Annotated in this window: 10 protein-coding genes and 1 tRNA gene; 8 read left to right on the top strand and 3 right to left on the bottom strand. The window is 66.2% G+C overall.

Features of this window, described 5'->3' with window-relative positions; genetic code table 11:
- The 3 genes from mazG to IQ216_RS06420 all read right to left on the bottom strand — a co-directional run.
- A partial coding sequence (mazG, locus tag IQ216_RS14180; RefSeq protein ID WP_228007219.1) for a nucleoside triphosphate pyrophosphohydrolase occupies positions 1-1,296 on the bottom strand: 1,296 nt, incomplete at its 3' end.
- Between the two features lie 41 nt (positions 1,297-1,337).
- A complete protein-coding gene (locus IQ216_RS06425; protein WP_193814819.1) occupies positions 1,338-1,838 on the bottom strand; it encodes a metal-binding protein in 501 nt (166 codons plus the stop codon).
- Positions 1,838-2,860: a lysophospholipid acyltransferase family protein gene (locus tag IQ216_RS06420; RefSeq protein WP_193814818.1), complete on the bottom strand. Its 1,023-nt coding sequence runs from the start codon at positions 2,858-2,860 to the stop codon at positions 1,838-1,840. The genes IQ216_RS06425 and IQ216_RS06420 overlap by 1 nt, the downstream gene beginning before the upstream one ends.
- Here IQ216_RS06420 and IQ216_RS06415 point away from each other — a divergent pair.
- The 8 genes from IQ216_RS06415 (at position 2,861) to IQ216_RS06380 (ending at position 10,739) form a co-directional block, all read left to right on the top strand.
- Positions 2,861-2,932 (top strand) — tRNA-Val (locus IQ216_RS06415).
- A 152-nt stretch (positions 2,933-3,084) separates the two neighbouring features.
- The gene (locus tag IQ216_RS06410) at positions 3,085-3,954 is read left to right on the top strand and encodes a hypothetical protein (protein ID WP_193814817.1); all 870 of its coding nucleotides are present in this window, start codon (positions 3,085-3,087) and stop codon (positions 3,952-3,954) included.
- Between the two features lie 534 nt (positions 3,955-4,488).
- Positions 4,489-4,707, top strand: coding sequence for a hypothetical protein (locus IQ216_RS06405; protein WP_193814816.1), 219 nt, complete (start codon positions 4,489-4,491; stop codon positions 4,705-4,707).
- 253 nt (positions 4,708-4,960) lie between these two features.
- Positions 4,961-7,648 carry a DUF3854 domain-containing protein gene (locus IQ216_RS06400; protein ID WP_193814815.1) on the top strand — a complete coding sequence of 896 codons (2,688 nt, stop codon included), beginning with the start codon at positions 4,961-4,963 and terminating at the stop codon, positions 7,646-7,648.
- Between the two features lie 89 nt (positions 7,649-7,737).
- On the top strand, positions 7,738-8,055 hold the full coding sequence (locus IQ216_RS06395) for a hypothetical protein (RefSeq protein WP_193814814.1): 318 nt from the start codon (positions 7,738-7,740) through the stop codon (positions 8,053-8,055).
- 140 nt (positions 8,056-8,195) lie between these two features.
- Positions 8,196-9,080 carry a hypothetical protein gene (locus IQ216_RS06390; protein ID WP_193814813.1) on the top strand — a complete coding sequence of 295 codons (885 nt, stop codon included), beginning with the start codon at positions 8,196-8,198 and terminating at the stop codon, positions 9,078-9,080.
- 622 nt (positions 9,081-9,702) lie between these two features.
- Positions 9,703-10,116, top strand: coding sequence for a hypothetical protein (locus tag IQ216_RS06385; protein WP_228007218.1), 414 nt, complete (start codon positions 9,703-9,705; stop codon positions 10,114-10,116).
- A 290-nt stretch (positions 10,117-10,406) separates the two neighbouring features.
- Positions 10,407-10,739, top strand: a complete 333-nt coding sequence (locus IQ216_RS06380) for a hypothetical protein (protein ID WP_193814811.1) — start codon at positions 10,407-10,409, stop codon at positions 10,737-10,739.
- The last annotated feature ends 1,114 nt before the right edge of the window (positions 10,740-11,853 follow it).

Raw genomic sequence — 11,853 nt, 5'->3', positions numbered from 1 at the left:
GGCCTGGACGATGTCGATACCCGTCACCGCCTCGGTCACGGTATGTCCGACCTGCACGCGGGGGTTCACCTCGATGAAGTAGAATTTGTCATCGGCCATATCCATCAGGAATTCGACCGTGCCCGCACATTCGTAATTCACATGGGCGCAGATGCGGCGACCGAGTTCGCACAACTCCTCGCGCTGGGCTTGCGTCAGATAGGGGGCAGGGGCGCGTTCCACGACCTTCTGGTTGCGACGCTGGACGGAACAGTCGCGTTCCCACAGGTGGTAGATCTCGCCGTGCTTGTCGCCAAGGATCTGCACCTCGACGTGCCGCGCCTTGAGGATCATCTTTTCCAGATAGCCCTCGCCATTGCCAAAGGCGGCCTCGGCCTCGCGCCGGCCTTCCATGACCTTCTCGGCCAGTTCCTTTTCACTGTAGACGGGCCGCATCCCGCGCCCGCCGCCGCCCCAGCTGGCCTTGAGCATCAGGGGATAACCGACCTGCGCCGCCTCGGCGCGGATCGCCGCCTTGGCCTGCTGCCACAGCCCCTCCAGTTCGCGGATGGTGCGCCCGCCGAGGTCGCCGCCGAGGGCGGCTTCCACGCGGGAGAAGCGATCCAGGAAGCGGTGGTTGGTGCCGGCCAGGCCGCTTTCCGGGTCGATGCCGCACCAGCGGGCCACGTTCACCAGGGTGAACAGCACATCGCCCAGCTCCTCCTGGGCATGGGCCCGGTCGCCGCTGGCCACGGCTTCCTTCAGCTCGTCGAGCTCCTCGTGCACCTTCTCCCACACGCCGCTGAGGTCGTCCCACTCGAAGCCGGCGGCGGCGGCCTGGCGGGAGATGGCCATGGCGCCGGCCAGGGCCGGCTGGCTGCGCACCTTGGGGCCGAGCCGCTCGCTCACCGGGCTGGCCGACTGCTGCGGCCGTTCGGCGGCCTTGATCGCGGCCCAGCTGGCCCGCACAGCGGCGCTGTCTTTGGCTTCGGCGCCGGCGAACACGTGGGGGTGGCGGCGGATCAGCTTGGCGCTGAGGCCCCGGGCGATCGCCTCCAGATCAAAGCGCCCCGCCTCCCTGGCGATCTGGGCGTGCAGCACCACCTGCAGCAGCAGGTCGCCCAGCTCCTCGCTGAGGTGGTCGTCATTGCCGTGGCGGATGGCATCGGCCACCTCGTGGGCCTCCTCCAGCACGTAGGGCAGCAGGGAGGCGTGGGTCTGCTCCAGGTCCCAGGGGCAGCCGCCGGCGGGATCCCGCAGCCGCGCCACCACGGCGATCAGTTCGGCCAGGGCGTTGAGGCTGGGATCGGCGGGCATCGGCCAGGGCCTCGGCAAGGGGACAGGGGGCCGCCCGGGCCTCAGCGGCGGCGGCGGCGGCGCAGCGGCCGGGGCAGCCGCGGCATCGGGTCGCCATCCTGGATCAGGTGCAGCCAGCTGCTGGCCTCCAGGGCCACCAGGGCACACACCAGCAGGGGCCGCTGAGTGCCCCAGAGCCGCCCGGCCCAGACCAGCAGCTCCGCGGGCGAGGGCGCCCCGAACGGGCTGAGCAGGGCCGCCAGGGCCAGGGCCAGCAGGGCCAGGTAGGCCAGGCGGCCGGCCGTTCCCAACAGCGGACTGTGGGAGAGCAGCGAGCGGTGCGCCAGCCCCTTGCGGTAGGGCCACCAGAGCAGCTTCAGGGGGCCCCAGCGGCGGGTGGCGTTGGAGCGGGTGTCGAGGTCGGGGGAGAGCAGCAGGCCGCCCACCAGGAAGCAGAGCCCGGCGGTGCCCAGCCCCGCCAGACCCAGGGCCGGCGCCCACAGCAGCGCAAAGGGCAGGGCCAGCAGCCAGGTGGCGCGGTCGTGGCTGCGGCCGCTGGCCATCAGGGCTTCAGGGCCCGGGCCGCCGGTGGCGGCAGCTGGCGCAGCCGGCCGCCACTGCCATCGCCGGGCCGCCAGCGGCGGTTGATCCAGTAGTACTGCTCGGCGTAGGCCTGGATCCAGCCCTCGTGCCAGCGGCTCAGGGCCTGGGCCTGGGCGGCCAGGGCCTCGGGCCCCTGCCCCGGACGCAGCGCTGGGCCGCAGATCAGCCGGAAGCGGCCGTCGTCGTCGCGCACGTGGGCCACGGGGAACAGGGGCGCGCCGGTTTTCTGGGAGAGGCTCACCGGGCCCGTGGCAAAGCGGGTGGCCAGGCCCAGCACGTCCACCTGCAATGGGCTGCGCTGGCTGTAGAGATCGGTCATCACCACGAGGCCACAGCCATCCCGCAGGCTCTGCAGGATGCCGCGGGCATCGAACTGGGAGATCCAGCGGCAGTGGCTGTTGGCACTGCGGGCGGCGTTGAGCAGGGCGTCGGCGTGGGGGTTGTGGGCGGGCCTGTAGATCACGGCGAGRTTGTCGAGCCGCTCGCTGAGCCAGCGCAGGGCCAGATCCCAGCAGCCCAGATGCAGTGAGCCCACGATCAGGGCCTCACCGCGCTGATGGGTGGCCAGCAGCTCCGAGAGCCCCTCGCCCTCGGCCGTGATGCGCTCGGGGTTCACCGGCTGGATGATCGATTCCAGGCAGGAGAGAAAGAAGCTCTGCAGCGAGCGGGCCGCCAGCCGCTGCCGCTCGGCCCTGCTCAGCTGGCTGTCGTAGACGCGCTCGAGGTTGGCGTTGGCCGTCTGCAGCCTGGGGGCCAGCGCGGGCGCGGCCACGCCGCAGGCGATTCGGATGCCGCGCCGCATGGTGCCGTGGCGGCGGCCCTGCAGCAGCGCCAGCAACAGCTGCACCAGCAGGGCTTCCAGGCGCCAGCGCAGCCGCTGCAGGCGGGAGGGCGGCCGGCGTCGCCGCCGCCGGCGAGGCCCTCTAGACGCGGCTGCGGGCGCTCCGGAGAGCCGGCCGAGTTGCGGTAGCGTCGTGCCCACGCGCGATTAGCTCAGCGGTAGAGCGCCTGCCTTACAAGCAGGATGTCGCTGGTTCGAACCCGGCATCGCGCATCTCTAGAGAAGACAGTCTACGACTGGGCTGTTTTCGGCTCTGACAAGGGTTTTCAGGGGCTCTCATCGCGCCACAAGGGTGCCAGAAAAGGCCTGATTGCCCCTAAAAGTGCCAGGATTTCACGCAGATTTCACGCGGGCGGGAAGACGCGATGGCATCACCCCCATGGCTGCGGAACCTGAGCCAGGCCTTCAAGGCCCACCGGCTGGGGCGGCCTGGCTGGTACGTCGAGTTGAACCGCGACCGGCTCCGCGTCGTCTCCGCTGAGCTTCCTCTGCGGCCGGGCGAGCCCCCCGACCAGGCCCACAAGCGCAGGGCTGTCTCCCTTTCGGCCCCACCAGGGCCGGCCACCGCCGCCCAGGCCCTGTCGGATGCCTGCACCTTGTTTGATGCCGTTATGGCCGGCACCTGGCAGTGGCCAGACCCTGCTGCCGCCCCCTCAGGCGATGACCCCTCGCACCTGCAGCCGGATCACCTGAACCGGTTGACCGAGCAGCTTCGCGTCTGCCTTGTGGGTGAGCGCATGACCACCCGCACCTGGGAGCGGACATGGGCTCCATTTCTCCAGCGGTTGGTGGCGAGCGCCGCTGACCACCACACGGGCGACGATGCAACCCTGCTGGCCGAATACCTGCGGAGATGGGAGGCGAACACACGCTCCCGGCAGATGGCCTACGACCGTGCACGGAGCCTTTGGAGGGAGGCGGCCTGGTCCTGGCCGGGCGAGGTGGCGCAGCTGCGCGGGAACGGCAAAGCTGCGGCCGATCCCGAGGGGGTCAGAGCCTTCAGCGATCAGGAGATCCAGCTGCTGCGAGAGCGGATCGAGAAGAGTGCCCGGTTGGGACCTTCCGATTCACTGGCTTGGGACTGTTTGGTTGCCTTTGGCCTTCGCCCCCAGGAGCTTGTGGGGCTGGAGATCAGGTGGCCCTGGGGGCGCCCCTGTAGCGGTGGTCACCCGCTCAAAACGCTCCAGCAAAGGCGCCACACGGCCGCGGCAGGTGCCGGCCGTGCCGCCGGCTGATTGGCCGCCTGACAGCTATCAGCTCCTGCAGCGTTGGCGTACTCATGCGCTGCCTGAGTGGAGTCAGCGGGAAACCGGGCCGGGTGCCCACATGACACAGCAGCTGCGCCGCCTGCAAATGCCCAGCGACCTCACCAGCTATGGACTGCGGCATGCCTACGCGCTACGCCTGGGCCTGGACCTGGGGCTCCACGTCCGTGAGGCCTCCGAACTAATGGGACATAGCCCCGCGGTTCACCTTTCAACTTATGGGCGCCGACTGGACGGGCCGGGCTTGCAGAGCAAGGTGCAAGCCCTGGTGGCCTCTCGCGGCCGCCGCCCCAGCTGACCAGCCCCGCCGAACACATGCCCGAGAAGGAGCGCGTCAGCCCCCCGATTGCTCCGATTCTCCGAGAAACCAGACCACGACTGGACTCAAAAATGGAACGCAAAGCAGGCGGAGTCGTTCCATTTTTAATGTCCCAAGTGGCAGCATTTAGGGCTTAGGGTTAACTCAAGACGCTCAAGAGCGCAACGGTTCTCTCTCTTAAGTAAATGGCTTTTACTCATACCACCGGCGAGGTGGCGAGCCACTTCGGCGTGGCAAGAAATACTCTCGGTCGTCTCCGTGCTGCTGATGTTTTTCGCCCCGGCGTTCACTTCGTCGCAACAGGTGTTGGCATCAAGCGTCCAAATCTCCGCTGGGACCTTGATGCCGTTGAAGCCGCGCTGCAACGTCGCGGCAGACAGCTGAAGCGGCCCAAGAAGAACTGAGAGCGCCCGGCTCATGGCTCATGGGGAGTTGTCAATGAGTGCTTGCAGCAGGCAACCGAGTAATGCAAAACCCTGCGCACCCTTGGGGAGAGGGCGGCAGGGGTTAGTCGGAGATTGACGAATGGATGATAACGGAGGCGCCCGAGATTCAGCAGCTGCACCGAAGAGAGGGGTTGCTGGAGCCACCGTCCTGGAATCTCCAGCTGGTGCAGGCCTGCTGGGGGAGTTTCAGGCTTCAGGAATCCAAGAAGGGGTGGCGTGCCGGCTGATCGACTCCGGTCACTACCGCACCGTCGCGGCGGCCGAGGCGAAGGAGGCCGTGGGTGTCGAGGCCCCAGGCTGGGTCGTTCACTTCCAGAACCGCGCCGGCACCGGCCCGCTGCTGACGGCCGGCCCCGGCAGCGCCCCGTTCGTCCGTCTCAAGCCATCGCCGGCCCTCAAGCCGAAGAAGGCCGGCAGCATGCCGCCGAAGTACCTATCAGCCAAGGGCGCAGGTTGTCGGCCCTACTTCTCGCCCCTGCTCTCGACGGCTGCGCGAGATCCGAAGAATCCCGTCGATCTGGACATCACCGAAGGCGAGAAGAAGGCTGATGCCGCCTGCGCCCACGGCTTCGACACCATTGGCCTGAGCGGGGTTGATTGCTTCCGCGATAACCGCTGCAACCGGGACGAGCTACTCCCCGAGCTGGAGGCGATCGACTGGAAGGGGCGCACCGTCCGCATCGTCTACGACTCCGACGTTGCGCACAAGCCCAATGTGCAGGCCGCAATGAGGCGCTTGGCCTTCGCCCTGACGCGACGCGGCGCCGAGGTGCTCGTGGTCACGATCCCCTGCGAGATCCCGGATGGCCCCGGCAATCCCACGCCCCGCCGGTGGAAGAACGGCCTCGACGACTTCCTCCAGCGCCACGGCTCCGAGGCCTACCGGATTGCCCGCAGCCTGGCGCGGGAGTGCGTGCTTGAGGAGCCGCAGGAGGACGGCAGCATCCGCCTTCGCTGGATCTGGACGCCAGAACCTGGCCGGGAACACGGTGCCACCCGCACGAAGGCGCTTCTGCCCTGGACGGTGTTCAAGGAATCCGTCTCCGTGGACCCCAAGCTCGGCGTCCTCATTTGGACCGGCACTCATTGGCGCATCCTCGACGGAAAGCCCAGCGAGCGACTGGCCAAGGACTTTCTGGGATGGGCAGACGCGATGGCCTGGCCTGGCGTCGGCCTGGGCGCGTCCTTCACTCAACTGATCGAGGAGCTGCGCTCCGAGCAGCAGTGGAACCCTCTGGGCCTGCTGGCGTTCCTCAACGGCACCCTCAACACCGCCACAGGCGAGTTCTTCCCAGGCCACCGCCGGGAGGACTGCATCACGATCCTGCACCCCTACCGATACGACCCAGCGGCGAAGTGCCCTCGCTGGGATGGGTTCATCAATGAGGCACTCGGCGGCAGCAAGTCCAAGCTCCGGCTACTCCGGGCTGCAATCAGGCTGACCCTGGAGCCCAAGGACAGAACCCGGCCGGCAGCGGCCGAGTTCATGTTCGACATCGGGGGCCGGCGCGGTGCCGGTAAGGGTGTCACAGCCGAGATCGTCGTCGCCCTGGTGGGCGGCACGGAGGGCGGCGCAGGCCGGCTGGAAATGAAGTCCCTCGACAACCCGGCAGCCCTTTTCGGGCTGATCGATAAGCGGATGGCCTTCGACCCCGACGCCGCCGGCCACCTGGCCAACACGGGCATCCTCAACGCGATTGTTTCCAACGAGCCCGTGCTCGTGAAGAAACTCTACGTTAACGAGTATTCGACGCGCCTGGGTGTTGTTGTCTGGCGGTTTTTCAACGATCACATCAGCGTCAGCGGCGGTAACGAAGAAGGTATCGGCCGCCGGTCAATCCCGATCACCTTCGATAATCCCCCGGCCCGGAGGGACCGCACCCTCAAAGAGAAGCTGTTGGCAGAACTGCCAGGCATCTTTGCCTGGGTATGGTCTATGCCGCTGGAGGAGGCGATCGATGCGATTTCTACTGCTGCCGGTGATAATGAGGTCCTGCAGGCTGCTATCGATGCTGCCCTGAACCGGAATCCAAAACTTAGGTTCCTAGCGGAAAAGTATCCAGAGGGCGGCTCAATCGAGGCAGGCGAACTGTTCCGGCAGTGGAAGCTCTGGTGTCTCGCCGAAGGGCACCACCACGGGAACAAGGCGACCTTCTGCGCCGAGGTCCAGAAGGTTACAGGCAAGCCCCGGAGAATCGGGCGGGACAAGGTAACGACCTACATCGTCCCGGCGATGGAGAGCTTCGACTTCGCCGCTTTCCTGGGCCTCGATCGGGGCGAGGGAGGGGTGGACGCTGACGCCCGCCAACCGGACGCCGACTGGACGCCGGGGACGCCGACTCCCGAAAGCGGTGGACGTCGCCCGTCGGGCTCAGTGTCCACTCAACGTCCAGGCGATGCCCAACCTGCGTCCAGGCAGACCCCCTGCCCTGGCCCGGTTTCTGACCAGGTGGACGTTGACTCCTCTCGAAAAAATAAAGGGGAAGCCAAAAGTCCCCAGGGAGAGGAAGAACCGGGCTCCGTGGGCCGTTGGGGCACCCAAAAGGTTGACCCCCCCTTTTCGACGACCACCCAGGCCGCCGTCCTGGCCGCCATCGACGCCATCGATGCCGCTGGCCAGGTACTCACCGTGGAGGCCGTTCTGGCTGCCGTGCCCGATGTCCCGCGTGATGTCGTGTTCGCAATCGTCCGCGATCTTGGCATCCCGGTTGATAGCGAACTGATCGAGACTGGCGATGCGGTTGAAGTATTCAACCCAGCCCTCGACACCTGGCAGAACGGCTGGAAGGTGCAATCCGGGCCGGACATGAATGGGCTCTGGAAGCTCAGCAAGATCGACGGCAAACGGACCCAGCACGTCCGCCGTGAGGCGCTCATGCGATGCCTGCCCGAGCCCTGACCTGACTAATCCGGCGCGGCCCTGCCCCAGTGCCGCCGTGCAGACCGAGCCGGTGGGGTACTGCAAACCAACCACAACACCATCGACCTATGCCAACAACACAGGGACAGCTTGAACAGCTCAAGCCCCACCAGCCCCTCCTCTTTGCTGTCCTCGGTGCCGCCGCCTCACGCTGGCGCGGCTACGACCACTGGGCCAACAGCGAAGGCGACGGCCTGTTAATCGACGTGCACGGACAGCCATTCCCCGAGGTCCGCCGTCTGGGTGAGATCGCGAATGCCATCGGGGGAGTGGAGGCCATGCAGGAAATCGCCTACGGCCTGCTCTCCGGCCGCACCCCCTTCGATTGCGCATGCCTCAGCGAGATCAATGTCGCATGGAACGGCATTGGTGCCTGGCAGGCCTGAGCAAGCCCGGCCCGCTGCAGCGCCGTCACCAAGCCAGCAGCACCCGCAAACCATCGACCGGCCCTGTAGCCGGCTTTGAACATGGCTGATCTCAGAGACGCCTTCGCCCCCCGCCTGCAGTGTCATCAGGAGGCCGCGTGATGGGACGCGCCAGAAAGCACGCCACCCGCGAGGCAATGCAGCTGGCCCAGGGGCTGCCCCTTTACCAGCAGAACCGGCGCCGCTATCGCTCGCCCGGTGGCTGGCCCCAGTGGGATTGCCTGATGGGGCTGGCGGCAGTGGTTGCCGAGCCCGGCTATCAGCAGATCGCTTCCACCAACGGCGATTACGCCATGGTCGCCGTTTCCCAGGTGATGGAGTTCGCCCTACGAGTCGAGGCCCCGGCCCGGTGGCTAGCGCCCACCCTGGTAGCAGAGCTGGCGGCCACGGCGCCGCCGCCAGTGACGGCTGTGCTGATAGAGCAGCTTCCAGCGGTCCACCTGCTGCTGCCCCCTGGGGCGCTGTTGGACGATGACGACTACTCGATCGCGCTGATCACGGTCGCGGCGGATGCGGTGGCATGGGGGCTCGCTCCCGGCCTGAGCGTTGCCGCAACGCCGGGGATGGCCAACGCTTCCATGTATGGAGTCCGGCTCGGCGAGGACGGTGAGGACAACGCCGCCACCATCCACCTCCCCCCTGAGGCCGAGAGGGAGGAGGTACAGACCACCATGGAGCGCATTCGGCGCGTGGCCCTGGGGGCGATGGCCGTGATGGCGTACGAGCCGGAGCTGGTGAGCAGCCCCTCCCGGCGCCCTTCAGGCCATGGGTTCGGGGTCCGTCGCTCGCGCCCGGCCCCGCAGGCGCCGACATGGATCGGCAGGGACCTCACCCCCCTCCAGCCAGGAGACCGAGCCCAGAGCGGCCCTGGGGCTGGGGTGCGGGCGCACTGGCGCCGTGGGCATTGGCACACGGTGCGGCATGGTCCAGGCCGCCAGCGCAGCCGGCTGCAGTGGTACCGCCCCCTACTGGTCGGCCATGCCTGAGCCCCTCCCACGGGCCGCCATAAATCACCTCCTTGTATTAGCATGCAACCAGAACTGTATTTAGGCAAGCAAAGGTGTTATTGTTATTAGCGCATTAGTTATCATCAGGCTATTGTTTGCCAATCAATGCTTAAGGGTTTAATCTATCCCTTGATCATGGTATTTTCAATGAAACCACTAGGGCCATCTCTGGGCGGTCTCTCTGTTGAGCAGGTCAAGGAGGCGCCGCCGAGCCTGCAGGTATTGATACGCGTGGCAGGGTGAAGACCGCCAGAACGTCAGAAGACCTAGGCAAGGTCTGTGCCTCGTGGGAGTTGCTGCCGCCTCCTAATACTTCCGCGGATAGCGATAACAAACCGCGCTGGCAGTGTTGGTAATGCAAGGCGGGTCCTTCCTCGGGAGGAGTCCTAGTGCCGCACCGCGGTGTCGCAGAAAAAACCTAGCGACAGCCCCAGCTGGTTGTTGCAAACCCAGTAAAATGGGGCTTTCAAGGCACACCGTCCCCCTCCCCAGTCTGTCCATGGCCAACCCCCTGGCAAAAAATTGCACACCAGAGCGATGGGTGACGCCAAAGGTTGCAGCGGCTTCGTTATCAATTAGCCGGCAGGCTTTGATGCGGCAGGTGCCCAAGCTGGAGCTTGAAGGGGTGGCTAGGCGTGAGGCCCGCCGCTGGCTGATCGACCTGGACCGGTTGCCTGAGACCTGGCCTGCGGTGGTGCGGGCCAGGCGCGACTCTTTCCAGCCTGAGCCAGGCACCACACCCCGCGCCGTCTCATTGGCCCGGAAGTTGGCGGCCCAAGCGGCGATGGCCGAGCTGGAGCTGGAAGAGCGCCGGGCCGAGCTGGTGAACGTGGTCGAGGTCGAGGCCCTCTGGCGCCGCTGTGCTGGCCGGGTTCGTGTTCCCATGGAGGTGTTGCCGGCGCAGATCACGGAGCGCATTGCCGTGGCGGTAGGGGGGCTGGAGGCTGACCGGCGCCGCGCCATGGAGGCGTTGCTGGAGGGTGAGGTGGCCCAAGCGCTCAGCGCCATCGACTGACCCCACCCCGCCGGGCCTCCGGCGGCAGTCACCCGATCCGATGAACCGAAATCAACCATTTGGGTGATGACAGAACCCGTGCCCGAGCTGAGGAGCCTGCCATGCCTGACTCGACCAGGCCGCCGCTCTGATTTGTTGCTGGCGTTGCCGGTGGCCTGGTGAGAGCGCCCCGGACGTGATCACATCCCAGCCAACCCGTGTAAATTGGATGGAGCGAGAAATCCCGGGGCCTAGCGCCACCGTGTCGCTGAAACCGAAAACTTCTTCCAGCCACCCGGCTGGCCCTTGTCATGCGTGACCACGCGGTTATCGACGTTCTTGATGTCTGGATTGCTGATCGCCGGCTTTCTCGGCGAAAGCTCGCTTTCTTGGAAACGGTCTACGACCAAGCCCTAGAAGACATTCCCCAGGCCTACTCTGTGGACATTGCCGGCCATGACTACTGCTCCGAACTGGATCTGCCGTCCGGCAGCCTGTTCCCTCTTGTGGTGGCAGGAGTCCTCGATCACCTCAAGCCTCTTGATGAGGCGCCATGCCGTCTCGTGGAGATGGCTGAGAAGCTGGTGAGGTGCCAGCACCTGTCCCGCGAGGAAGCTGAGGCTGTCTACGCTGCTGCCCTCTGATCTCCCGATTGGCGGGTGGCTCTACTGCCCGCCATCCTGGTGATGACGCACCGCGCTGATCTGTTCCTGGCGCTGCCCAAGACTCTGGCCCCAAATCCACAGGCCGAGGGCATCATCACTGCAGCCTTCCCCACCCCGTTGGATCTGGGAGTAGAGTCATGTAACGAAGGCACGCCTGGCGCCACAAGTACGCGATCCCGCTGCCTGCAGGGAGCTTGAGCTGGACGGCAACCTTCCAGAGGACCTGGCGAATGCGGTGCAGGATCACCCCTCTGGGTGATGCCCTCACCACTAAGCTGGGCAGACCTGCCAGCCACTGGGGACGTGATCCCGCCACACTCCCGGCACCCCTGGCCGGGAGCTCCAGGCGCCATGCCGGCAGTGCGGGCTCGGTGCCCATGGCTTTGCCTCGGATGATCTCCAGGCTGTAGCGACAGTTGCCCACCCGGACCCTCTGGAAGCGAAGCGTCCAGTGGGTGGTGGGGTCTTGCAGCCATCACGTGTTGCTCACACCAACCTGTTCGCCGCGAAGATCCTGCAGCCGGTAGTGTCGATCACCCGGTAGCATGCATCAATGACCGCACCGAAACCAACGGTGTGCCCACTGCTTCTGGAGCTGCTGCTCAGATTGGCCGGGACAGTCCCGGACCGTTCCACGAACCTCCAGACGGCTTAGGAGTTCGCTGAACAACGTTTCGGGTCTCCCATCGCAGAGCGGTGAGGCTCAAAAAGCAGACAATTCAAGCGGTATCTCAGCCCCAAAGGTCATTCCGTGGAGCAGAACTGCATAGATTTGAGGTGTTCACCCAGAATGTCCGTCGTCCGGAGGTTTTTTCAGCAGCCTCTTAGCAGCCTTTCGTTTGCGCAGGGTGAAGCCCTGCCGCGACCTGGCGGACGGTTCGGCCACCAGCAGTGCCCAGGCCACCCTGCTGGAACTGCTGGAGGAAGTGCGTCAACCGCCGATGGCGCCCCAGCCGGGCCGCCGCAATACCYCGGCCCCCCGGCCCCTGCGACCTGGGAGTCTCACCTCAGCGACAGCCGCTGCCTGGCTAGGGATCCCACGGCCAGCCAGGCGCTGCGCGACAAACTCCAGCAGATGCGGACTGAACCGCTG

The sequence above is a fragment of the Cyanobium sp. LEGE 06143 genome (assembly GCF_015207535.1).
Lineage (GTDB): Bacteria > Cyanobacteriota > Cyanobacteriia > PCC-6307 > Cyanobiaceae > NIES-981.
This window is presented reverse-complemented; position numbering and strand designations above follow the sequence as displayed.